Source organism: Salinispora pacifica DSM 45544, assembly GCF_000378845.1.
GTDB lineage: Bacteria > Actinomycetota > Actinomycetes > Mycobacteriales > Micromonosporaceae > Micromonospora > Micromonospora pacifica.
In genome coordinates this window covers 3200061-3223002 of record NZ_KB905359.1, presented here as the reverse complement: position 1 = coordinate 3223002, position 22942 = coordinate 3200061, and the positions used below count along the sequence as shown (strand labels likewise).

Annotated in this window: 26 protein-coding genes and 1 pseudogene; 22 read left to right on the top strand and 5 right to left on the bottom strand. The window is 69.9% G+C overall.

What is annotated here, in order from left to right:
- Positions 1 to 28 precede the first annotated feature (28 nt).
- The 6 genes from SALPAC3_RS0114680 to SALPAC3_RS0114655 all read left to right on the top strand — a co-directional run bounded on the left by SALPAC3_RS0114680 (position 29) and on the right by SALPAC3_RS0114655 (position 6384).
- Positions 29 to 790: an ABC transporter ATP-binding protein gene (locus SALPAC3_RS0114680; RefSeq protein WP_018221978.1), complete on the top strand. Its 762-nt coding sequence runs from the start codon at positions 29 to 31 to the stop codon at positions 788 to 790.
- Positions 781 to 2472, top strand: a complete 1692-nt coding sequence (locus SALPAC3_RS0114675; RefSeq protein ID WP_018221977.1) for a hypothetical protein — start codon at positions 781 to 783, stop codon at positions 2470 to 2472. Before SALPAC3_RS0114680 ends, SALPAC3_RS0114675 begins: the two co-directional genes overlap by 10 nt.
- Before the next feature lie 113 nt (positions 2473 to 2585).
- Positions 2586 to 3137, top strand: coding sequence for an RNA polymerase sigma factor (locus SALPAC3_RS0114670; RefSeq protein WP_018221975.1), 552 nt, complete (start codon positions 2586 to 2588; stop codon positions 3135 to 3137).
- Positions 3130 to 4383: a DUF11 domain-containing protein gene (locus SALPAC3_RS0114665; RefSeq protein WP_018221976.1), complete on the top strand. Its 1254-nt coding sequence runs from the start codon at positions 3130 to 3132 to the stop codon at positions 4381 to 4383. The genes SALPAC3_RS0114670 and SALPAC3_RS0114665 overlap by 8 nt, the downstream gene beginning before the upstream one ends.
- A gap of 200 nt (positions 4384 to 4583) precedes the next feature.
- Positions 4584 to 5135 carry an RNA polymerase sigma factor gene (locus tag SALPAC3_RS0114660; RefSeq protein WP_018221975.1) on the top strand — a complete coding sequence of 184 codons (552 nt, stop codon included), beginning with the start codon at positions 4584 to 4586 and terminating at the stop codon, positions 5133 to 5135.
- The gene (locus tag SALPAC3_RS0114655) at positions 5128 to 6384 is read left to right on the top strand and encodes a hypothetical protein (protein ID WP_018221974.1); all 1257 of its coding nucleotides are present in this window, start codon (positions 5128 to 5130) and stop codon (positions 6382 to 6384) included. The genes SALPAC3_RS0114660 and SALPAC3_RS0114655 overlap by 8 nt, the downstream gene beginning before the upstream one ends.
- A gap of 102 nt (positions 6385 to 6486) precedes the next feature.
- Here SALPAC3_RS0114655 and SALPAC3_RS27195 read toward each other — a convergent pair whose 3' ends face one another.
- The 4 genes and pseudogenes from SALPAC3_RS27195 to SALPAC3_RS28785 all read right to left on the bottom strand — a co-directional run.
- A complete protein-coding gene (locus SALPAC3_RS27195; RefSeq protein ID WP_018217692.1) occupies positions 6487 to 6675 on the bottom strand; it encodes a DUF397 domain-containing protein in 189 nt (62 codons plus the stop codon).
- A gap of 154 nt (positions 6676 to 6829) precedes the next feature.
- The gene (locus SALPAC3_RS0114645) at positions 6830 to 7012 is read right to left on the bottom strand and encodes a DUF397 domain-containing protein (RefSeq protein WP_027648382.1); all 183 of its coding nucleotides are present in this window, start codon (positions 7010 to 7012) and stop codon (positions 6830 to 6832) included.
- Positions 7012 to 7647, bottom strand: a complete 636-nt coding sequence (locus tag SALPAC3_RS27190) for a DUF5753 domain-containing protein (RefSeq protein WP_232430504.1) — start codon at positions 7645 to 7647, stop codon at positions 7012 to 7014. The genes SALPAC3_RS0114645 and SALPAC3_RS27190 overlap by 1 nt, the downstream gene beginning before the upstream one ends.
- A 22-nt stretch (positions 7648 to 7669) precedes the next feature.
- Positions 7670 to 7744: pseudogene (locus tag SALPAC3_RS28785) on the bottom strand (helix-turn-helix domain-containing protein); the annotation flags it as partial.
- Between the two features lie 245 nt (positions 7745 to 7989).
- On the opposite strand from SALPAC3_RS28785, the gene SALPAC3_RS27185 reads away from it, so the two are divergent.
- From SALPAC3_RS27185 to SALPAC3_RS0114585, 12 genes are all read left to right on the top strand, one after another.
- Positions 7990 to 8214 (top strand): hypothetical protein, encoded by a 225-nt coding sequence (locus tag SALPAC3_RS27185; protein ID WP_080642634.1) that lies wholly within the window; start codon positions 7990 to 7992, stop codon positions 8212 to 8214.
- A gap of 131 nt (positions 8215 to 8345) precedes the next feature.
- Positions 8346 to 9053 carry a flavin reductase family protein gene (locus tag SALPAC3_RS0114635; RefSeq protein WP_018221971.1) on the top strand — a complete coding sequence of 236 codons (708 nt, stop codon included), beginning with the start codon at positions 8346 to 8348 and terminating at the stop codon, positions 9051 to 9053.
- Between the two features lie 135 nt (positions 9054 to 9188).
- Complete coding sequence (locus SALPAC3_RS0114630; protein WP_018221970.1) at positions 9189 to 9566, top strand: DUF485 domain-containing protein; 378 nt, start codon at positions 9189 to 9191, stop codon at positions 9564 to 9566.
- On the top strand, positions 9544 to 11217 hold the full coding sequence (locus SALPAC3_RS0114625) for a solute symporter family protein (RefSeq protein WP_018221969.1): 1674 nt from the start codon (positions 9544 to 9546) through the stop codon (positions 11215 to 11217). Before SALPAC3_RS0114630 ends, SALPAC3_RS0114625 begins: the two co-directional genes overlap by 23 nt.
- A 146-nt stretch (positions 11218 to 11363) precedes the next feature.
- Positions 11364 to 12341: an NAD-dependent epimerase/dehydratase family protein gene (locus SALPAC3_RS0114620; RefSeq protein WP_018812308.1), complete on the top strand. Its 978-nt coding sequence runs from the start codon at positions 11364 to 11366 to the stop codon at positions 12339 to 12341.
- Between the two features lie 69 nt (positions 12342 to 12410).
- Complete coding sequence (locus tag SALPAC3_RS0114615; RefSeq protein ID WP_080635183.1) at positions 12411 to 13658, top strand: LCP family protein; 1248 nt, start codon at positions 12411 to 12413, stop codon at positions 13656 to 13658.
- 229 nt (positions 13659 to 13887) lie between these two features.
- On the top strand, positions 13888 to 14829 hold the full coding sequence (locus tag SALPAC3_RS0114610; protein ID WP_018221966.1) for an LCP family protein: 942 nt from the start codon (positions 13888 to 13890) through the stop codon (positions 14827 to 14829).
- Between the two features lie 48 nt (positions 14830 to 14877).
- Positions 14878 to 15213, top strand: a complete 336-nt coding sequence (locus tag SALPAC3_RS0114605) for a rhodanese-like domain-containing protein (RefSeq protein ID WP_018221965.1) — start codon at positions 14878 to 14880, stop codon at positions 15211 to 15213.
- Between the two features lie 9 nt (positions 15214 to 15222).
- Positions 15223 to 16014: a glycerophosphodiester phosphodiesterase gene (locus SALPAC3_RS0114600; protein ID WP_018221964.1), complete on the top strand. Its 792-nt coding sequence runs from the start codon at positions 15223 to 15225 to the stop codon at positions 16012 to 16014.
- A gap of 54 nt (positions 16015 to 16068) precedes the next feature.
- Positions 16069 to 17526 carry a sensor histidine kinase gene (locus SALPAC3_RS0114595; protein ID WP_018221963.1) on the top strand — a complete coding sequence of 486 codons (1458 nt, stop codon included), beginning with the start codon at positions 16069 to 16071 and terminating at the stop codon, positions 17524 to 17526.
- A gap of 61 nt (positions 17527 to 17587) precedes the next feature.
- A complete protein-coding gene (locus SALPAC3_RS0114590; RefSeq protein WP_018221962.1) occupies positions 17588 to 18052 on the top strand; it encodes an ATP-binding protein in 465 nt (154 codons plus the stop codon).
- A gap of 61 nt (positions 18053 to 18113) precedes the next feature.
- Positions 18114 to 18998: a DUF5926 family protein gene (locus SALPAC3_RS0114585; protein WP_018221961.1), complete on the top strand. Its 885-nt coding sequence runs from the start codon at positions 18114 to 18116 to the stop codon at positions 18996 to 18998.
- Between the two features lie 32 nt (positions 18999 to 19030).
- Here the strand turns inward: SALPAC3_RS0114585 and SALPAC3_RS25815 are convergent, their stop codons facing one another.
- The gene (locus SALPAC3_RS25815) at positions 19031 to 20251 is read right to left on the bottom strand and encodes an arginine deiminase (protein WP_018221960.1); all 1221 of its coding nucleotides are present in this window, start codon (positions 20249 to 20251) and stop codon (positions 19031 to 19033) included.
- Between the two features lie 160 nt (positions 20252 to 20411).
- Between SALPAC3_RS25815 and SALPAC3_RS0114575 the strand changes: the two genes are divergently transcribed.
- The 4 genes from SALPAC3_RS0114575 (at position 20412) to SALPAC3_RS0114560 (ending at position 22934) form a co-directional block, all read left to right on the top strand.
- Positions 20412 to 21122: a hypothetical protein gene (locus tag SALPAC3_RS0114575; RefSeq protein ID WP_026185574.1), complete on the top strand. Its 711-nt coding sequence runs from the start codon at positions 20412 to 20414 to the stop codon at positions 21120 to 21122.
- Positions 21123 to 21263: 141 nt separating this feature from the next.
- Positions 21264 to 21722, top strand: coding sequence for a hypothetical protein (locus SALPAC3_RS0114570; RefSeq protein ID WP_018221958.1), 459 nt, complete (start codon positions 21264 to 21266; stop codon positions 21720 to 21722).
- Positions 21723 to 21797: 75 nt separating this feature from the next.
- Positions 21798 to 22181, top strand: a complete 384-nt coding sequence (locus SALPAC3_RS0114565) for an ACT domain-containing protein (RefSeq protein ID WP_018221957.1) — start codon at positions 21798 to 21800, stop codon at positions 22179 to 22181.
- A gap of 267 nt (positions 22182 to 22448) precedes the next feature.
- Positions 22449 to 22934, top strand: coding sequence for a hypothetical protein (locus tag SALPAC3_RS0114560; RefSeq protein ID WP_026185573.1), 486 nt, complete (start codon positions 22449 to 22451; stop codon positions 22932 to 22934).
- Positions 22935 to 22942: the final 8 nt, after the last annotated feature.

Sequence of the window (22942 nt, the reverse complement as noted above, 5' to 3'; positions counted from 1 at the left end):
CTGGGTCAGGGCTACTACGGTCGTACCCATGACAGCAGAGCAGCCCCCCGCCCTCGCGCTGCGTGGTCTGGTGAAGCGCTTCGACGCGAAGACGGCGGTGGCCGGCGTTGACCTGACCGTGCCAGCCGGCTCGTTCTACGGGCTCCTCGGGCCCAACGGCGCCGGCAAGACGACCACGCTGTCAATGGCCGTGGGGCTGCTCCGACCAGATGCCGGCGGCGCCTGGGTGCTCGGCCACGACGTCTGGGCCGACCCGGTACGGGCGAAGCAACTCCTCGGCGTCATGCCCGACGGCGTACGCCTCTTCGACCGGCTCAGCGGCGCCGAGCTACTCGCGTACCACGGCCTGTTGCGTGGCATGGACCCGGCGGTGGTCGACCAACGCGCGGCGGAACTGCTGGACGTGCTCGCGCTCGCCGACGCCGGGCGGACCCTGGTGGTGGACTATTCGGCCGGGATGAAAAAGAAGATCGGCCTGGCCTGCGCACTGCTGCACGGCCCCCGGCTGCTCGTGTTGGACGAGCCGTTCGAGGCGGTCGACCCGGTGTCGGCGGCGCTGATCCGCGACATCCTCGCACGGTACGTCACCGGCGGCGGCACGGTCGTCTTCTCCAGTCACGTGATGGAGGTCGTGGAACGGCTCTGCTCGCACGTGGCGATCCTCGCCGACGGCGCCATCAAGCGGGTCGGCACCCTGGACGAGGTCCGCGGGGAGCAGACGCTGGAGCAGGTCTTCGTGACGGTCGTCGGTGGACGCACCGCGACCGGTGAGGAGCTGGCGTGGCTGTAGCGGTGACCGACGCGGGATCCGACGTGGGGGCGGGTCGGCGGGTCTCGGCCTGGCACTTCGTCCGGCTCAAGCTGCGGGTGCTGGGCAACAACTTCCGGGGACAGGGTTGGCGGGTCGGCCTCTTCGCGGTCGGCGCGGCCGTTGGGCTCTGGTCCGCTGTCTTCGGCTTCTCCCTCTTCGCCGCCCCGGGCCTCGCCGGCAACGACCAGTACGCGACGCTGCTGGCGGCCCTGGGCGGCGGTCTGCTGGTACTGGGCTGGCTCCTGCTGCCGCTGATCTTCTTCGGGGTCGACGAGACGCTGGACCCGGCCCGCTTCGCGCTGCTTCCGCTGCCCCGCCGGACCTTGGTCACCGGTCTCTTCGCGGCGGCGCTGGTCAGCGTCCCGGCGGTCGCCGGGCTGCTGGCCTCCAGCGGTTTGATCTTCACCGCGGGTGTCTTCGGCGGATGGCCGGCCGCCCTCACGCAGGCGGTCGGGGTGCTGGCCGGCCTACTGCTCTGCGTCGCCGCTGCCCGCGCCATCACCAGCGCCTTCGCCACCATGCTGCGTTCACGTCGGGTTCGCGACCTGGCCGCGGTCCTGCTGGCCGGGGCTGCCGCCCTGATCGCGCCGGTGCAGCTGGCCGCCGTCGCCGCGCTGCGGGACGCGGACTGGGACCGGCTGGCCGCGGTGGCGGCGGTGGTCGGCTGGACACCGTTCGGCGCGCCGTGGACGATCGGCATCGAGGTCGCGCAGGGGCGGGTCTGGGCCGCACCGGTGAAGCTGCTGATCACGGCGGTGACCGTGGTGGCGCTGCTGGTCTGGTGGTCCCGCTCGCTGGAGTCGGCGATGATCGGCACCGCGAGCAGCGGCCGGACGTCAACCCGGTCACCGGCGACCGGCACCGCTGTCACGCAGCTCTTCCCCCGGCTGCTGGACTGGCTTCCCCGGGGCCGCTTCGGCGCGTTGGTGGCGCGGGAGGCGCGGTACTGGTGGCGGGACGCCCGCCGACGGGCGAACCTGATCACGCTGGCCGTGGTCGGCCTCTTCGTCCCGGTCATGCTCAACCTCGGCAGCGCCAGCCTCACCAGGGGCGGCGGCACCCCGGAAAGCTCGTCCCCGGTCCTGGTCACTCTCTCCATGGTCTTCGTCGGGGTGCTCGCCGCCGCGACCCTGGCCAACCAGTTCGGCTTCGACGGCAGCGCGTACGCGGCGCACGTGGTGGTGGGGGTGCCCGGCGCGGTGGAGCTGCGGGCCCGGATGGCGGCGTTCTCGCTCTACCTGCTGCCGCTGGTTCTGGTCATCTCCGGGATGCTCGCCCTCCTGGTGCTGGGGCAGCCGGGGTGGATCGGCCTGACGGCGGGGAGCCTGCTCGCCACCTTCGGCGCCGGGCTCGCGGTCAACACCCTGCTGTCGGTACTCGGGGCGTACTCCTTGCCGGAGACGAGCAACCCGTTCGCGATGAACAGCGGCGCCGGGGTGGCCCGCAGCTTCCTGGCCATTCTGTCCATGCTCGCCTCGGCGGTCGCGGTGATCCCGATGGTGGTGGCCGCCGCGCTCCTCGGCGACGTCTGGCTCTGGCTGGCCCTGCCGGTCGGCGCGGCGTACGGGCTGGGGGCGGCGCTGCTCGGCGCCTACCTGGCCGGCGACGTGCTGGACCGGCGTCAGCCCGAACTACTCGCGACCATCACTGCCCGCCGTTGAGTAAGTTCCCGGCCCCGGCTAGCTGCAACCATCGATCGGGGCAAGGAGTCTGCTGAATAGAGCCGCGCGATCAGCGGTCAGCCAGCAGGGGGGACGCCAACGTGACGGTAAGCATGCCCGGCCCAGGAGACACCCGGGAGGAACCGCCGCCCACAGTCGCCGAGGACACCGGCAGCGTGGTCGACAGTTTCGAGGAGTTCTACGCCGCCACCTTTCAACCGTTGCTGCTCCAGCTCTACGCCTACACAGCCGACATCGACCACGCCCACGACGCAGTCCAGGAGGCATTCAGCCGAGCCTGGCCCCGCTGGAACAAACTCGTCCACTACGACCACCCAGCAGCCTGGATCCGCACCGTCGCCATGAACGTCACCCGCAGCCGCTGGCGCCGGCTGCGCGCCGCCCGCGCCCACGCCCGGTTCCGCCACGACGACACCACCGAAGGACCCAGCCCAGACCGGGTAGCACTAGCCCACGCACTCGCCACCCTGCCCGAAAAACAACGGCGAGCAATCGTGCTCTTCCACATAGCCGACCTCAGCATCACCGAGATCGCCACCCAAGAAGCAACCACCACCGGCACCGTCAAGTCCTGGCTACACCGAGGCCGCGCCGCACTCGCCACCGCACTCTCCGACCCGGGGACGGAGGAAACCAATGCCTGAAAACAACAACACCCCACACCTCGACAACATCTTCACCGCATACACCTCCGGCGGACCACTGGCAACCCCAGCCGGCGCCGCCGCCGCACAACACGTCGCCCGCCGCCGCCGCACCACCCGCATCGTCGCCGCCGGCGTCCTAGCCATAGCCGTACTCGCCGCAACCCCAGCAATCGCCGCAACCTGGACCACCCCAAACCCACCCGCACCACCCGCAGACACACCAACACCAACCACACCGACCCCATCGAACTCCACCACCCCAACCGCCACCCCCAGCCCATCAGCCACGACCCCCACCGCTGCGGCACCCCCTGATGGCCGGATCAGCAAAGAACAACTGGGCAACACCACCCTCGACCTACCCGAGTGGCCCGCAGGTCAGCTCAGGTGCCCGTCCGGCCGGGTCAAATTTTCGGGCGGCAGCGCCATTCACCCCGACGATCAAGACATCAAAATCGAAATCCGCCAGGTTGCCCATACGGACCTGGATCGTGATGGAGCGCAGGAGACGGCCGCGCTTCTGCGCTGCAGCGGACGGGAGTGGAGCAAGGCGCGTGTGTTGGCCTTCGACCGGACCGAATCCGACACCATTGAGACAATGGGCCTGGTGGTCGAACAGACCGAACAGTCGTGGCCCACGCCGAGCAGCATCGCTGGCATCCGCAGCATCAGGCCAGCAGCGGCGGCAGTTGAAGTTGAGGTGGCTGATTTCGGCGAAAACGGTGTGCCGCAGAGCCTCGCTCAGCACCAATGGCGGACGTACTCCTGGTCCGGCAAGGGCTTCGAGCAGTCCGGGGGACCCTCCACCTTTCCCCCGAATCCCCGGATGACCGACCTGTCGATCAGCGGCGAAGACCTACAGCTCAGCCCGGTCGGTTCAGACCGAGCACAGGGTGTCATCCGGCTAGAGGTCGCGAACCTGGGGCCACAGCAGGCTACGGATCCGCAGGTGCGGGCATATCTCCCACCGGGGGTGGCGGTCACCTCGCCACCCAAAGGATGTACGACATCTGGCGGCGGCGCCCACGTGACATGTCGACTGGCGGCCCTGGCGGTCAACGGCAGCGCCACGCTGACCATCCCCGTGTCGGCGCAGCCCTCGGGGCTCGACCCTGGCAGCACGATTGGTGAGTATTCAGCGGTTGTGGAGTGGGTCGCTCCCACCGGAGACGGGACCTACCCGGAGCCACCAGGGACCCATCAGAACAGTAAGACCATTGGAGTACTGACCTTGCCCGCGTGATCCGGCGCCAAGGTGGTCTACGACTACGGCGGTGACATCCGCTACTGGTCAGCGGGGACGAGTAGCGGCGAACAGCACTGCTCGTGGTTGAGTTCCCGGCCCCGGCTAGCTGCAACCATCGATCGGGGCAAGGAGTCTGCTGAATAGAGCCGCGCGATCAGCGGTCAGCCAGCAGGGGGGACGCCAACGTGACGGTAAGCATGCCCGGCCCAGGAGACACCCGGGAGGAACCGCCGCCCACAGTCGCCGAGGACACCGGCAGCGTGGTCGACAGTTTCGAGGAGTTCTACGCCGCCACCTTTCAACCGTTGCTGCTCCAGCTCTACGCCTACACAGCCGACATCGACCACGCCCACGACGCAGTCCAGGAGGCATTCAGCCGAGCCTGGCCCCGCTGGAACAAACTCGTCCACTACGACCACCCAGCAGCCTGGATCCGCACCGTCGCCATGAACGTCACCCGCAGCCGCTGGCGCCGGCTGCGCGCCGCCCGCGCCCACGCCCGGTTCCGCCACGACGACACCACCGAAGGACCCAGCCCAGACCGGGTAGCACTAGCCCACGCACTCGCCACCCTGCCCGAAAAACAACGGCGAGCAATCGTGCTCTTCCACATAGCCGACCTCAGCATCACCGAGATCGCCACCCAAGAAGCAACCACCACCGGCACCGTCAAGTCCTGGCTACACCGAGGCCGCGCCGCACTCGCCACCGCACTCTCCGACCCGGGGACGGAGGAAACCAATGCCTGAAAACAACAACACCCCACACCTCGACAACATCTTCACCGCATACACCTCCGGCGGACCACTGGCAACCCCAGCCGGCGCCGCCGCCGCACAACACGTCGCCCGCCGCCGCCGCACCACCCGCATCGTCGCCGCCGGCGTCCTAGCCATAGCCGTACTCGCCGCAACCCCAGCAATCGCCGCAACCTGGACCACCCCAAACCCACCCGCACCACCCGCAGACACACCAACACCAACCACACCGACCCCATCGAACTCCACCACCCCAACCGCCACCCCCAGCCCATCAGCCACGACCCCCACCGCTGCGGCACCCCCTGATGGCCGGATCAGCAAAGAACAACTGGGCAACACCACCCTCGACCTACCCGAGTGGCCCGAGTACCTGAAAGAACACTGCCCCGCCGGGCGGGTGAAGTTCTCCGACGGCACCGCGCAGCTGGCGCCCGAGTCGGAACTCCGGATCACCATCTCCGAGGTCGTCCACGCTGACCTCGATCAAGACGGGGCTAAGGAGACGGCCGCACTGATCAACTGCAGCGGGATTGAGCTGGGTGAGTCGCGGGTCCTCGCTTTTGACCGATACGCCTCCGACACCATTGTGACGATGGGTCTGGTGACCGGGCACACCGGCGACATCGCTTGGATCAGGGGGATCCGCGCGAAAGGCACCGCCGTCGAGGTGGAGGTTCTGGACGCGGCCGGCGAAGGAGTCGTGGCCGGGTTCGCGCAGTCGCAGTGGCGGGCCTACTCCTGGTCAGGCAAGGGCTTCGTCCAGTCGGGCGGGCCGAGCGCCTTCCCACCGAACCCGCGAGTCACCGACCTCTCCATCAGCGGGGGTGACGTTCAGTTCGTCCCGGACGGCGCGGACACGGCGACTGGGACGCTGCGCCTGACCATCAGCAACCAGGGGCCGCAGCGAGCCACCGACCCCTATCTGAGGGTGGATCTGCCGGCGAAGGTCACGATCACCTCGCTACCCGCGAAGTGCGAAACATCGAAAACCCCGAGCGGTACGCGCTATCGATGCTGGCTGCCAGCACTGGCGGCGGGTGCCGACTCCGTCGTCAACCTTCCGCTGTCCGCACCGCAGTCCGTACTCGGAGGGGCGCAGCCCAGCCAGTGGGACGCCACCATCGTCTGGGGTTTCACCGGGACAGAAACCGGAGACGGCGAAGGCTGGCCCTACCCCGAGCCCGACGGCGCCGAGGGCGACAACTCAGCGAAGGGAAACCTTCTCCCAGCCCCGTGATCAACGGGAAGCCGCCCAGCGATCGCCACCTCGGTCGCTGGGCAGGCGGTGCGTCCTCCGGCCGCCGCCACGTCAGACGCAGCCGGGCGGGCCCGCTGCCGGTCAGCGGAGGCGGGTAGCGGCGACGAACGTGCGCCAGGACTCGGGACCAAACGTCAACGCAGGGCCGAGCCGGTCCTTGCTGTCCCGCACCAACACCACCCCGGTTAGATTGTCCGCCACCTCGACACAGTTGCCCCCGGTATCCCCAGAGCGGGTTGACGTGCGCCAGCGCGGTTCAACAGCAGTCATGACGTCACCTTCAGCTTTCGAATCATGTCCAGCGAAGTGCTTGTGGACAACGCCTCGCCCAGCACAAGGCCCAGATGGGCCGACGCGCCCGCCGACGCTGAGTGGCACAACATGCAGCCGGAGTTGCGGTAGCTCGGCCACCTCCAGCAACTGGTCAGCGGAGGCGGGTAGCGGCGACGAACGTGCGCCAGGACTCGGGACCAAACGTCAACGCAGGGCCGAGCCGGTCCTTGCTGTCCCGCACCAACACCACCCCGGCCAGATTGTCCGCCACCTCGACACAGTTGCCTTCATTGGCTGATCTGGTTGACTTCCGCCATAGCGGTCCGGCACTCATCATGGCGTCACCTTCAGCTTGTTGATCACATCGATGGAGGCCCGCTCGCTCAGGGCCTCGCCGAGTAGATGCTCCCACTTGCGCTGCACCAAGCGCATCCACTCCGGGTAGTCAGCGATTTGTCCCCGTGCCGCGTTGTCGAGGCAAAGCAGGTTGTCGCTTCCGGGGAGTTCCGCGATCACGAAGCCGCCGCCCATCGAGGCGTGGGCACCAACCTCAAGCGGCAGGATGTGTAGACGCACCTGAGGCAGCTCGGCCGCTTCGAGTAGTCGACTGAGCTGCCGATCCATGACAGCGTGCCCTCCGACCGGTCGATGCAGGGCACTTTCATCGATCACAAACACGCATTCGGACGACTCGTTCTGGTGGAGGACAAGCTGCCGCCTCATCCGGAGGCTGACAAGCTCCTCCACCCGCTCGGTTCGGTACAACCTGCCCGCCGAAACCACCGCCCGCGCATACTCCTCGGTTTGCAGTGGGCCGGGGATCAGACAGGGGTTCGAAGTAACACAGTCGGATGGCTCGTTCTTCGTGCCCGGGCCAAGACTCAAACCAGGACGGCCCACCCCTGCCCTCATCTTCCTTGAGCAGGCTGGCGAGGATTCCTCCAGTTCCAAGTGCTTGATCTGCAGCAACAGCAAACTCCATCGTCGGGCGACGTCGGCCAGTCTCGATCGCGGCCACCGTGGACGGGCTCCATTTGATCGAGGCAGCCAGCGCCTCCTGTGACATTTCTGCGCCCGCCCGAGCAGCCTTGAGCGCTCGAATCCACATCTCGACGTTCATCCTTACCTTCCTGGTAAGTACGTGACCGCGTTCTGTAGTAAGCACTGGCATCCTCCCCCGCCCGGGCTACCGAGTCCAGGGTGGAAGCTGCGCGGCCCGGCTGGTGGAGGCGACGCCCGGCAGCTGGTCCTGCGTCGGGTCGCCCCGAGCACTCCCGGGTCGGGGCGACCCACCACCTGGAGGAGGCAGCGATGCTCAGACTGTTCCGACGAAACGGCGCGTTGCGGTGGTACCGGCGCAGGGGCCGGCCGGCGGCGGCCAGCACGTGGGGGGCGACGGCGGTGGGGCGGGCGACGGCTCCGCCGCAGCAGCCGCCCGCGTGGGCCAGCTGGCCGACGGTGGCGTCACCCCAACCGGGCCGAGTTGGTTGGCTGACCCCGGCGCAGACCTGGCGGGCCAACGGTGGCCGCTGGTGAGCGGAGCACGACCGCCAAGGGGCCGCCCGGCGGCGGGCCGAGGGGTGCCACACGTACCGATGCGCCCGCTCTGGCGGTGTCGGGCGTGTGGCGCCCCCTGGCCCTGCCAACCGGCGCGACTCGCGTTGTTGGTGGAGTACCGGCACGATCGACCGGCGCTCCTCGTCTACCTGGGAACGCTGCTCGCGGAGGCGGCGACACAGCTGGCGCCGCTGCGCCGGAGTGAACTGTCGGACGGGCTGCGGGAACGCTTCGTCGGCTGGGCGCGGGCCGGGGACGGCAGAATGTTCCACGTGAATCATGAGCCGGGCGCTGACATCCACCACACCGACCCGTTCGCCGTTCCCGCCGGCCAGCGGTCCCCCGTACGCCGGTTGCGCGGTCGGCTGGCGACGCCGGTGACGCTCTGGACGGCGCCCGGCCCGGCCGGGCTGACGGTGTCGTCAACGCTGGTGGCGGAGGGTGAGCCGGACCGGCTACTCGGGTTGGTCGACCCGGAGTCGGAGCTGTGGGCGGCGGCCGAGGCGGCTGGGCGCTTCGCGGTGGCGCCACTCGGCCCGGCACACCGGCAGCTCGCCGACCGCTTCGCCGGGCTCTTCCCGTCGCCGGGCGGCCTCTTCGCCACCGGCGACTGGACCGACACCGAGTACGGCCCGGTGCCGTCGGACGCCGGCGGCTGGACCGGCTGCCGCCTCGACACCGCCCGGGAGTACGGCTGGGCGCTGCTGGTGGAGGCCACGATCGTCGCCGTCGAACTGGTCGAGGAGGCGGAGCCGCTGCTGCACTACCGGGGCCGGTACCGCGAGATCGCCGGAGGTGGTCGCCGGTCGTCGGAGTGAGCCAGGTCACTCAGCGCAGCCACGGTGCCGTTCGGCGCAGCTGACGACCGGCGACGATCGACGCCTTCCCGGACCGGTAGCGGATTCCCTACCGTGCGCGAAACCCCGGATACCTGTGAAGGTGGTGAGCCACGGATGTCCACAGACACACCCGCGTCCGACCCGGCCGAGTCGACGGCGGAACGCTATCTGGCCGTGCAACGGTCGGCTGACTTCGCCGGGTTGCGGCGCGCCTTGCGCGGCTTCGTCTTCCCGATGACCGTCGCGTTCTTCCTCTGGTACGCGCTCTACGTGATCCTGTCCGCGTACGCGCGGGACCTCATGGGTACGAAGATCGTCGGCAATATCAATGTGGCGCTGGTCTTCGGTCTGCTCCAGTTCGCCTCCACCTTCCTGATCGCCTGGCTCTACTCCTGGTACGCCGCCCGCCGGATCGATCCGGTGGCGGACCGGATCCGCGCGGAGATCGGGGAGATCGGGGAGGTGCCCCATGACCACGGTCCTCGCGGCTGAGGCGGGTGACAGCACCGCCCGGAACCTGACCCTCACGCTCTTTCTCGTCTTCGTGGCGGTGACGCTGGCGATCACGGTGTGGGCCAGCCGGCAGACCAAGACCGCCACCGACTTCTACGCGGGTGGCCGCTCCTTCTCCGGCTTCCAGAACGGCATGGCGATCGGCGGCGACTACATGTCGGCGGCGTCGTTCCTCGGCATCGCCGGCCTGATCGCCCTCTACGGCTACGACGGCTTCCTCTACTCGATCGGCTTCCTGGTCGCCTGGCTGGTGGCGCTGCTGCTCGTCGCCGAGCTGCTGCGCAACTCCGGCCGCTACACGATGGCCGACGTGCTCGCCTTCCGGATGCGGCAGCGTCCGGTACGGACGGCCGCCGCGGCCTCCACCATCACGGTCTCGATCTTCTATCTGCTCGCCCAGATGGTCGGTGCGGGGGCGCTGGTCGCGCTGCTGCTCGGCATCAAGCCGGGTACGACCTTCCTCGGCCTGGACGCAGACGCCGCCAAGATCGCCACGATCATCATGGTCGGCGCGCTGATGGTCACCTACGTGACGGTGGGCGGCATGAAGGGCACCACCTATGTGCAGATCGTGAAGGCGTTCCTCCTGATGGGCGGCGCCGTCGTGATGACACTGCTGGTGTTGGCGAAGTACAAGTTCAACCTCTCCGACCTGCTCGGGGAGGCGGCGGACGCCTCCGGCAAAGGTTCCGCCCTCCTCGCACCGGGGCTGCGGTACGGCGTCGAAACCCCCGGCGACGCCCTGAAAACCTTCTACAGCAAGCTGGATCTCCTCTCCCTCGGCGTCGCGCTGGTGCTCGGCACGGCCGGCCTGCCGCACATCCTCATCCGCTTCTACACCGTGCCGACGGCGAAGGCCGCCCGGAAGAGCGTCCTCTGGGCGATCGGCATCATCGGCACCTTCTACCTGCTCACGCTCGCGCTCGGCTTCGGTGCCGCGGCGCTGGTGGGAAGCGAGGCGATCACCGCGCAGGACCGGGCCGGGAACACCGCCGCGCCGCAGCTGGCCGAGGTGTTGGGGGTGGACTTCCTCGGCGGGGAGTTGGGCGGGGCGACCCTGCTGGCGGTCATCGCGGCGGTCGCCTTCGCGACGATCCTGGCGGTCGTCGCCGGCCTGACCCTGGCCTCCTCGTCCAGCCTGGCGCACGACTTCTACGCCAACGTGGTCAAGAACGGCACCGCCTCCGAGCGGCAGGAGGTAGCCGTGGCGCGGATCTCCGCCCTGGTGATCGGCGCGATCGCGATCGTCCTCTCCATCTTCGCGCAGAACCTGAACGTCGCCTTCCTGGTCGCCCTCGCCTTCGCGGTGGCTGCGTCGGGCAACCTGCCGGCGATCCTCTACAGCCTCTTCTGGCGGCGGTTCAACACCAACGGCGCGGTCTGGGCCATCTACGGTGGCCTCTTCGCCGCGGTCTTCCTGGTCTTCTTCTCCCCGGTCGTCTCCGGTTCACCGACCGCGATGTTCCCCGACCAGGACTGGCAGTGGTTCCCCCTGTCCAACCCGGGCCTGCTCTCCATCCCGTTCGGTTTCCTCTGCGGCTGGTTCGGGACGGTGATCTCCAAGGAACGCGACGATCAGCGCTACGCCGAGTTGGAGGTTCGCTCGCTCACCGGCGCGGGCGCGCACTGACCGTCCCGGGGCGGTGACATCGCGGTCCGGGCGGCGACACCCCTGGGCCGAGCCGGCGGCACCCGGGCGGGCCGGGCGGGGCGCCGATGCCCCGGCCCGGCCCTTCCGCGCCGGGCGGGAACCGACTGCTCGGTAGGGTGGCCGCCATGAAGGTTGTGCAACGCTTCGGCCCCGGTCATCGCATCCTCGTCACCGGCGGGGCGGGTTTCGTCCCCTCCCACCTGGTGGACGCCCTCCTCGCCCGTGGCTGCACGGTCGTGGCGGTGGACAACTTCGTGACCGGGTCCAAGGAGAACGTCGCCCATCTGGCGGAGACGTCGACCTTCACGCTCGTCGAGGCGGATATCTCCGACGGGCTTCCCGAGCACCACCCCGCCCTCGCCGAACGGTTCGACGCCATCCTGCACATGGCGTCGCCGGCCAGCCCCACCGACTTCGAGAAGCTGCCGGTGGAGATCCTCCGGGTCGGCTCGGTCGCCACCCTGCACCTGCTGGACCGGGCGGTCGCCGACGGTGCCCGGTTCCTGCTGGCCTCCACCTCCGAGGCGTACGGGGACCCGTTGGAGCACCCCCAGCGGGAGACGTACTGGGGCAACGTCAACCCGATCGGGATCCGGAGCGTCTACGACGAGTCGAAGCGGTTCGGCGAGGCGGCGACGATGGCGTACCACCGGAGCCGGGGAGCCGATGTCGCCATTGTCCGGATCTTCAACACCTATGGTCCACGGATGCGGCCAGACGACGGCCGGGCGATCCCGACGTTCATCGCCCAGTCCCTGCGCGGCGAGCCGATCACCGTGCACGGCACCGGGGACCAGACCCGCTCCATCTGCTACGTCGATGATCTGGTGCGGGGCATCCTGTTACTGCTGGACTCGACCGAGACCGGGCCGGTCAACTGCGGGACCGAGCACGAGCTGAGCATGCGTCGACTGGCAGAGTCGATCGTGTCACTCTGCGGGAGCAACTCCGAGGTGACCTACGTCACCCGGGCCGCGGATGATCCGAAGATGCGTCGACCGGATCTCACCCTGGCCCGGGAACTCCTCGACTTCGAGCCGGAGGTTACGCCCGAGGAGGGCCTGCGCCGCACGATTGCATACTTTCGCGACCGGCTCGGGTAGCCGCCCACGGCGGCCCATCGCCAATTCGGGTGCCACCGGCTTACAGCATCCCGACGTACCCTGACTCGCATGTCAGCGACCACCGCCGCCGCTTACCCGCTCCCGTACCTGAGCCGCAGCTCCGGGCGGGCGCGGGTGGCCGGCCCCAGCGCCACCGGACGTGCCCGCCCCGCGCCGACGGGATGGCACCCCGCGCCGACCGGCCCGACCGGACCGACCGGACCGACCGGTGGTGGGCCCCTCGGCCCTGGCGGTCCCGGTGGCCCGGGTGGCCCGGGGCGGCCGGGTGGTCGCCCCGGGCCGGGGCGGCGTGGCCCGCGTCCTCGCTGGGGCCGGATCGCGCTGGTGGCCGGAGTCGCGGTGCTGGTGTGCGCGCTGCTCGCCGGCACCGGGGCCTGGTTCTACGCTCGCGGCCTCGACAACGACCTCGACCGGACCAATCCGTTCCCGCCCGGGGAAACCGAGGACCGACCGGTCAAGACGGTTGATGGCGCGCTGAACATCCTCCTCGTCGGCACGGACTCCCGGGATCCGGACGCGCCGATGGACCAACGCGGCGAGTGGCGCGCCGACACGATCATCGTGCTGCACATTCCCAGCGACCACCAGGAGGCATACCTGGTGTCGATCCCCCGTGACCTGTACGTGCCGGTCCCGGAGAGCGCGAGCGCCGCCTGCGACTCGGGGCAGCGGAGGAAGATCAACGCCGCTTTCGCGTTCGGCGGCCTCCCCTTGGCGGTCCGCACCGTGGAGTGTTTCACCGATGTCCGCCTCGACCATGTCATGGCGATCGACTTCGGCGGGTTCGAAGAGGTCACGGATGCGCTCGGCGGCGTTGATCTCACCGTGGAGAAGACGATCACCTCAATCCACAAGCCCTACCGAACCTTCACCGAGGGTGTCAACCACATGGACGGCGCCGAGGCGCTGGACTGGGTCCGGCAGCGCAAGCAGTTCCCCCGGGGCGACTTCGACCGAATGCGGCACCAGCAGGAGTTCCTGCGCGCGCTGATGGGCAAGGCGGCCAGCACCGGAACGCTCACCAACCCAGTCAAGATGAACGACTTCCTCAAGGCCGTAACCGCCGCGGTCACCGTTGACGAAGACTTCTCCCTGATCGACATAGCCCTCCAGTTCCGCAGCCTGCGGGGGGAGAATCTGACCTTCGTGACCAGCCCGCACAACGGCAGCCAGACCATCAACGGCGAATCAGTCGTGATCTCCGACCGGGAGCAGGCGCTCGCGATGTACCAGGCCATCTCCGCGGACAGCATGGCCGACTGGGTCGCGACGAACGAGAGCGACGCCGACAGCTGACCCCGCACGCCGGGGCAGCGCCGCCAGCGTCGACCCGACCGGGTTGGGATCCAGCGAACGGACCCGCCGGTGGCGTGCCGAACCGTAGCCTGATGCGAGGATTACTCACAGACGGTGGCGGGGAGGAACCACGTCCAGGTCGAGGGGCGGACGGGAGCGGGCCGACGCGGGCGTCCGGCGCGGACGGCCACGTTGGCCCCGCCTCCTACTCGGCGTCGGCCTCGCGCTGGTGATCCTGGCCAGCGTCGCCGCGGTCGGCCTCTACCGGCTCGCCCATCGGTACGACCAGACGGTGACCCGGGAGGAGCTGCTCGACCCGGACGCCCGGCGGAGCCGGACCGACCTGGACGGTCCGCTGAACTTCCTGCTCATCGGGACCGACCGGTGGCGAAGCAGCAGCGCCACCGCCGACCGAAGGTCGGACACCATCCTCATCGTGCACGTGCCGGCCGGCGGGCGGGAGGCGTTCCTGATGTCGGTGCCCCGGGACCTTCGGGTCATCATCCCCCCGGCCCCCGGCTTCAGCGGCGGGGTAGACAAGATCAACGCCGCGTACCAACACGGCGGTGGCGGAGCATCCGGCACCCAACTCCTCTCCGCGACCCTCGCCCAGCTCACCGGCATCCGCTTCGACGGCGCAGTCAAGGTCGACTTCTCCGGCTTCCGCGACGTCATCGACCACCTCGGCGGCGTACGCATCTGCGTCGACACCGAGTTCCGCTCCATCCACACCGACCGGGTGTTCACCCCCGGGTGCCAGGAGATGGACGGCGGCACCGCGCTGGACTTCGCTCGCCAGCGTTACGACCTGCCCAACGGCGACTACGACCGGCAGACCCACCAGCAACAGCTCCTCCGGGCGATACTGCAGCGCACCTCCGAGACCTCGATCCGAACCAACCCGGTCCGCCTGGACCAGGTGATCCGAGCGGTCGGCAACTCACTGACGGTGGACACCAACGGCGTACTCCTGGCGGATCTGCTTCTCGCGCTGCGGGACCTGCCGGCGGACGCCCTACGGGGGATCCGGCTGCCGTCCTACCCGCAGACCATCGACGAGGTCTCCTACGTCGTCCTGGAGGAGGGCGGCGCCGGGATTTTCACCGCGATCCAGAACCAGCGGGTGCCGCAGTGGGCCCGGGCCAACCCCCGGTGGGTCACCCAGCTCTGACCAACCGGCAACACCCACCCAAAGCGCCCGGCCCCTAAGCTGGAGGCCGTGTTCGGACCCCGCGTACCCACCGTGACCGTGACCGAGATCAACGACGATGCGTACCTGCTCGATGTCCGCGAGGACGACGAGTGGCTCGCCGGCCACGCCCCCGGCGCCCATCACCTGCCGATGACCCAGCTCGCCACCCGGTTGTCCGAAGTGCCCGACAACCGCGAGGTGGCCGTCATCTGTCGATCCGGCGGGCGCTCCGCACAGGTCGTCACCTACCTCCTGCGCAACGGCTGGGAGCAGGTAAGCAACGTCGAGGGCGGGATGGGCGAATGGGCCGCCACCGGCCGGCCGGTGGTCGGCGGCGACGGACAGCCCGGCCGAGTCCTGTAGCCGCGCCTCATGGCCCACCCCCTGGTCTTCGCCCACCGCGGCTCGTCATACGACCTACCGGAACACACGCTGGCCGCGTACCTGCGCGCCCTCGACGAGGGCGCCGACGGGTTGGAGTGCGATGTTCGGCTGACCCGCGACGGGCACCTCGTCTGCGTACACGACCGTCGCCTGGACCGCACCAGCAACGGGCACGGCCCGGTCAGCACCCGCACGCTCGCCGAGTTGGAAGGGCTCGACTTCGGGTCCTGGCACCCGGGACCCGCACGAGCCAACGGCGACGAGGTGCTGGACGAGTCGTACCTACGGCTGCTCACCCTGGATCGGCTCCTGGAAGCGACCCGCGCCGCCGGCCGGCCGGTCCGGCTGCTGATCGAGACCAAACACCCGTCCCGGTACGGGCGACACGTCGAGCGCCGGCTGGTCGCGCTGCTCGAACGGCACGGACTGACCGTGCCAAGACCCGACCACCCGCTCCAGGTCACCGTCATGTCGTTCTCGCTGCTGGCGGTGCGGCGACTCCGTGCGCTGGCCCCCGCGCTACCCGCCGTGCTGCTGTTGGACAGGCTGCCGCGCGGGGTTCGGCTGAATCGGTTGCCGTTCGGCATCCAGATCGCCGGTCCCGGCCTCGCGCTGATGCGTGCCCACCCCACCCTGGTCCCCGCGCTGCAGGCAGCCGGCAACCAGGTGTACGTCTGGACCGTCAACAAACCCCGCGACCTGGAGCTGGTGCTGGACGCCGGGGTGGACGGCATCATCACCGATCGACCGGCTCCCACGCTCACCCGACTCCATGGCTGAGCGTGGGACCAACGGACCTGTCCCGGATCCGGCCGGCGGTGCACACTCGGGGGCATGCCGAGACGCACGGACTTCTCTGCTCTGATCAACGGCCACGCCGCGGTGATCGAACTGATCAACTCCGGCGAGGCCGGCGCACCGGCACTCCGCCAACTCCTCCGGGTGACCCAGCAGGCACTGGGGGCCGCCGGGATGGCCTTCGTCGAGTTCACCTCCACCGGTGGACGGGTGATCGCCGCCACCGGCACCGCCGAACGGACCCTCGGCCAACCCCTGCCGGCAGACGACCCGAACGTCATCTGTCTGCTCTCCGGACCCAGAGTCCACCAGCTCGACACGGACCGCCTGAGCGGCCGGCTCGGGACGAACTTCACCGGCCCGGCCAGGTCCCAGATGGTGGTGTCCCGCGCCGAGATCAGCGGGCACACCGTGGGCAGCCTGCACGCCCTCTACCCCGCCGCTGAGGATCAACCGGGCCCGGACCACCAGTGCGTGATCGCCTACGTCGCCTCCTGCATCGCCCATCTCTACGGCGACCAGCGCGGCCTGCCGGTGCACGTTGACGGACCGATCGTGGCCGCGCTCGCCGATGGCCTGACGGTGGTCGACAGCGAGGCCCGCGTCCAACTCTGGAATCCCGCCGCCGTCCAGATCACCGGCCACGCGGTCACCGACGTACTCAGTCGGCCCGCGCCGTTCCCCCTTCCCCCACCGGGGCAGGCACTCGACCATCGGCTGCCGGACGGTCGCTGGCTGCGGATCGCCTCGGAAGAGCTGCCGGGGCCCGGAACGCTCCGCGTGGTCACCTTCCGCGACATCACCGACGAGCAGCAGAGCATCGCCGACCACGACCTCTTCGTCGCGGTGACCAGCCACGAGCTGCGTACACCCGTGACTGTCATCAAGGGGTACGCGGACACCCTCACCGATCACTGGGAGGCACTCAGTGACGCCGACCGGCAGCTGGCCGCCCAGAAGATCGGGCAGCGCGCCAACGAACTGGCCCGCCTCGTCGACCGGCTCCTCTCCTCCACCGCCGAGGCGGGCGCCGGCGGAACGCCGCCCGCCCCGTACGACCTGGGCGACGCCCTGCGGGCGGCGGTGACCGAACTCCCCGCCGAGCTACGGCGCCGGATCACCCTCACCGCACCGGTCGGCCTGCCCTGGGCGCTCGGTCACCGGGCCAGTCTGGCGACGGTCCTCACCGAACTCTGTACAAACGCCGGCAAGTACTCACCCCCCACCAGTCCGATCACGGTCACCGCCGGTACCGACGGAGAGACCATCTCCGTCCGCGTCGCCGACCAGGGCATCGGCATCCGTCCAGAGCACGTGGAGCGCGCGTTCGACCAGTACTGGCAGGGCGATTCCGGCGACGGCCAGCGCCTTCCCGGAGCCGGGCTCGGCCTCTTTCTCGTCCGTCGCATCGTGGAGCAACAGAATGGACGGGTATGTCTCCGGCCGAAGGCCGGTGGCGGTACGGTCGCAGAGGTACGACTACCCCATGGGTGACCAAAAGCGGTGGGGGTGAAGGGCGACGGTGTTGACGGAGAGTCCCGAACGGACGTGGTGCGTGGTGGTTCCCCACGACGGGGTGGGAGCCCGGCAGGCGCGGCACTGGCTCGCCGGCGAGCTAGGCACCGCCGTACCGCCAGCGCTGCTCGCGGATCTCGTGGCGGTCCTCGCGGAGCTGGTGGGCAACGCCGTACGGCACGCCGACCCACTTCCGGGCGGGGTGATCCGGGTGGGTTGGCGGCTGCGCCCCACCCCGATCGGCCCGCGGATCTTCTTGCGGGTGACTGACGGTGGTGCCCCTGTCGAGCCGCGGATCCGGGCTATCGATCCCGACGCACCCGACGGCCGTGGCCTGCACATCGTCGCCGGTTTGTCCAGCCGCTGGGGTGTTGACCAGGATGGCCTCGGGCAGAGCGTCTGGGCTGAGTTCGAGCCGGCCGGAAGTCCGACCGAGCCGGTCGGACCGCAGGCCGAGACGGTCGGCGGCAACGCTTTCGACGGACCGGATCTGGTGATCGCCTGACCGGCGAGGCCGGGTGGGTCCGACCCCCGTCAGCCCACGCGGCCCTCTAGGCTGTCCGACCGTGAGCAAGCGTCGAAAGAGCCAGCGGGCCGCGGACACCACCGGGAAACGGGAGAAGGTGCGGGACATCTTCGTGCCCCGCCCCTTCGAGGGCCTGACCGACGAGCCGGAGTGGATCGCCCTACGCGAGCTCGTGCCGGCCGCCACCGCACCACTGCGCCTCGCCCCCGACCTGGTGACCGAGTTCGGCGAGCGGGAGGTCCTGCTGGCCACCGTCCTGCCGGTGGCGGCACCGGCGATGGTGCAGCCAACCGGCCGGGTCCTGCTCGGCCTCCAGCGGCATCAACAGTCCGGTGACGTCTCCCGGGACCTGGCCGAGGCGTTGCTCTGCGCGCTGCGTACCGAGCCGGGCCGCCAGGTCGGCGTGCCGCCGCTGCCCGGCCCGGGGCCCCGACTGCCGGACGTGCTGGTTGATGCTCCCCTGGAGATCACCCTGCACAAGAGCTTCCAGTTCTGGCTCGACCCGGACTCGGCCGCCGATCCGACCGTGCAGGCGTCGCTGGAGCGGGCCGACGCCGCGATCTACCCGACTGTGCGGCTCACCGCGGCCCGCGCCGCCTACTGGTGCCAGGTCTCGGAGAAGGCACACGTCCGGTGGGTGCTCCCCGACGACGAGGACGCCGCCCTGGATGCGCTGGCCCGCCTCAGCGTGGCCGGCACCCTGACCCTGGGCGAGGAGACGAAGTTCGCCGGAATGTTCCGCGCGCACGGACGCCTCGTGCCGGTCTGGGACCTTCCGGAGGAGACCCCGGCCGGCCACTGGGAGCAGCCGGTGGCCGAGTTCGCCGAACGCTACGCTGCGGCCTTGGCAGCCGCCACCCCCCTGGATGCGGCGGCCCGACGGGCGCGGCACGGGCTCCTCGGCCGCCAGCTCGCCCTCCGCTGAGTCCGCGCGGCCGGCGGAGGCGCGCGGCCGGCTCAGTCTCCCCGGCCGAGGGGGGCGCGGAGTAGCGGGCAGGACATGCACCGGGGGCCGCCCCGCCCGGAGCCCAGCTCCGAGCCGGCGATCGGGACGACCTCGATACCGGCTCGCTCAAGCTGCGCGTTGGTCTCTGTGTTCCGCTCGTAGCTGACGCAGAGCCGGGGCGCCAGGGCGAGGGTGTTGTTGCCGTCGTCCCACTGTTCCCGCTCGGCGGTCACCGGATCCAGGCCAGTGTCGATCACCCGAAGCTGGTCCAGTTTCATCGCGTCCGCTGCGGCCCGCAGGAACGGCGCTGGTCCTTGCACCCGCGGATCGTCGCCGCCCGTCCCGGCGATCACCGTGTACGCGACGAGCGTGCTGGCGATGTTCGGGTACATCAGCACCGCATCGGTGTCCACCATCGTGCAGACGGTGTCGAGATGCATGGTGGCCCGCTCCTGGGCGATCGGTACGACCAGGATGGTGTGCGCCAGCTCCGCGGCGAAGACCTGGCGGGAAAGCCGCTCGGCACCCGCTGGCGTGGTCCGCTCGCCCACCCCGACCGCCAGCACTCCGGGGGCGAGCAGCAGCACGTCCCCACCCTCCAGATGTTCCATCCCCGGGTGGTACGCGAACTCGGTGCCGGCGAAACGTGGATGGTGGCGGTAGATGATGTCAGTCAGCGTGCTCTCCCGCCGGCGGGCGGGCATGGCCAGGCTGGTGACGGCGGCCCGACCGCCGATCCAGACCGAGGAGTCGCGGGTGAAGAGCAGGTTTGGCAACGGGTCGATGACGAAGTCGTGCCGGTCCATCAGCTGGTAGACCAGGCCGCCGGGGCGCTCCCGGGTGATCCGCAGTTCCTCGTGGGCCAGACCGGCGATGAGGACACCGGCCAACGTGGCCGGGTCGAGGTAGGCGAGGTGGGCGGCGACCCGGGCGCGTAGCTGGTCGCCGAGCCGGGGCGAGCGCAGCACCTGCTCGGTCAGCTCGGCCCGCGCGTCGTCGCCGGCGAGGGTCTCGGTGAGCAGCTCCGCCAGGTGCAGCACCTCCACGTCGCGCTCGCGCAGCACGGCGGCGAACGCGTCGTGCTCCTCCTGCGCCCGGCTGACCCAGGGAATCGCGTCGAAGAGCAGCGAACCACTGTTGCGGGGGGTGAGCCGGGCGAGCTCGGGACCGGGGCGGTGCAGCAGGACCGTACCCAGGCGGCCCACCTCACTGTCCACGTAGTGGCTCACCATCGCAGCCTAGAGCCTGAGTTCTTGGTATCCGGCGAAACAACGATGGATGAACACGGCATTCATCCGCACTCACTCCGGCGCTCCAACTTGCCCTCTCAGGGGAGTAGCGACGTAGGGTAGCGGGGACATAACTTCGAGGGACCTTTTGCCGGAGGTCGCGATGACTGTCTACCCTGCTCGCCGAGCCGCACCCTCCGCCCAGGCGTTGCCGCCCATGGCGGTGCCGCATCCTCGGGTGGATAGCCCGGGCGCTCTCGCCCCACCCCGCTCCTCCCCCCTCGAGTGGGCCCGCCGCCGACGGGCCGAGCGGGGCGCACGGCGGCTGGAGGCAGCCGGAGCACGGGCTCTGGGTCGACTCGACCAACTCGGTCCGGCCTGGCACGTGATCGAATGGCCGCGTACCGACTCGCTCGATCTGCTCCACGACGCCGCCGAGGACGAACGCGCCGGCTTTCTCGTGATCGGCCCGAGCGGGCTCCACGCGGTCACCATCGTTGATCACGGTCGGGCCCGGGTGTTGGTGGCCGGGGAGGTCGTACAGATCAACGGCAAGCGCCCGGCCTACGTGGCCGAGGCCCGCAAGGATGCCAAGCGGGCGAGCAAGGCCCTCAGCAACGCGGTTGGGCTACCCATCCCGGTGACGCCGGTGCTGACGTTCGTCGGCTCCGGCGTCATCAGCGTGTACGGCCTCCCGGAGGACTGTCTGATGGCCACCCACCGGGAACTGGACCGGCTCCTCGTCGCCGCGGGGAACCGAATCAGCCCGGAAACCGCGGCCAAGCTGTCCCGGGTCGCGCAGCACCCGGGCACCTGGCGCAACGGCAGCTACCGTCCGGCGGCCGACTACCGGTGGTATGGCGACGGCAGCTGACAAGCCGGAGCACCGGCGGTACCGTCGGTGGGTCACGGTCCAAATCACCACCAGTGAGCTGACGGTTGCCGGCACGGTCAGCGAAAATGCGTCGGGTCACGCTAGCGTGGGCAGACCGTCTGGGTTTAGGTAGGAGGTGCGGTGGCCCACGTCGAACTCTCGCTCTCAGAAGTCCGCGTGCCGACGGTGGTGGCACCGACAGAGCAGGAGTACGACAACGTCACCTCCTGGTCGGTAGCCGTCTCCCAGGCAGACGAGCCCTGCCTGCTCATCGCTGCCGACACTCGTGTGGTCGCCGTATCCGCCGCCGGGTCTCAACTCCTCTTTCTCGGTGACTGTCGGGACGTGATCGGGCAACCACTACTCGACGGTAGCCTGCGGTTACTCGATTTCACCGCCAACCGGGGCGAGCTGACCGAGCCGGAACTCGACAAGATCCCACCGCTCCTCGCCATCACCTCCGGCCGCCTGGCCCGCGGGCTGCTCCGGATCAAAGGGGTGTCGGCGGGGGCGCCGGACGCCACCGTTGACGCCATCTCCACCCCGGTGCACCACGCCGGTGTAGCCGTCGGCTCCCTCACATTCTTCTCCGAGGTCTAACCCGGAGCACTGCATGTGGCGTGCGCCGCACGCGGTGTGCTGGGTAGGAACCGCCCGAGGCCGTAAGGTGCCCTCATGCTGGATCTCGCTCTGCTGCCGGGTGATTACGCCGTCTGCCGTCTGGCGGCCGGCTCTGCCCTGCCGCCCGGCCTCTCGGGCGGGCTGAGCGACGATGACGTGGTCACGGTGAGCTGGACCACCGATGGCGTGTCGGTGATCTGTCCCGCGACGCGCGCACCGGCACAGACCGAGACCACCTGGCGCTGCCTACGCCTGGTCGGCCCCTCCGACCTCGCACTCTCCACCGGCTTGGCCGCTCTCATCGACCCGCTGGCCGACGCCCGCGTCTCCGTGGTTGCCTTCTCCACCCACGACACCGACTACCTGCTGGTCCCGGCGGTCCGCCTCGATCAGGCCGTCACCGCGCTCGAGCGAGCCGGGCACCGGGTCCGCACCTAGCCAGGGCTGGGTCGCGTTGGCCTCGCGGGTCCGCACCTAGCCAGGGGCTGGTCGCGTTGGCCTCGGTCGAGAAGAGGCCCGGTTGAGGCTTCACCGGACCAGCGGACCCTCCTACGATGGGTCTCCCATCCGCTGCACTTATTCATGTCGATTTGAGGATCGTCCGTGCCGTCCGGACTCCGCCCCGCTGCTCCCGCTCCGCCCACCGACCGGCCCCGGACCGGACCACCGACCCGGCGTGGCCGGTCGCAGATCCCGGCCGCGACCGTGGGTGGGCTGGTGGCGCTCCTGGCGGTACTGCTCACCTCGGGCTGCGGCACCCCGCCCGAGCTGCGCGACCCCCAGCCGAGCCAGTCAGCCCGGTCCACCTCACCCAGCCCGACCGACGCCGCGACCACCACTGCGGCACCGTCGCCGACGGGGGCGTCCACCCCGACGGCCAGCAGTACGCCGGTCGCCGTCCGGTGCCCCGCCGGACCGTCCAGCCAGCAGGTGACCGACCTGGTGCGCGGGCAGGACCTGCTCCCCGCCGACGCCCGGGTACGGTTGCTGACCGGGCCGCTCTGCGCCGACGACTGGCACTACACCGTCCTCGCCGTCACCGGCTACGAACCGCTCCAGGTCGTCAGCCGCGGTTCCGGCACCGCACCACGCCTGGTCACCGCCGGCACCGACGTCTGCACAGCGGAGGTACGGGTAACCTCCCCAACCGGCATCCGGACCCTGGCCTGCGACGCCAGCTCGGGTACGTAGGCTGTCGC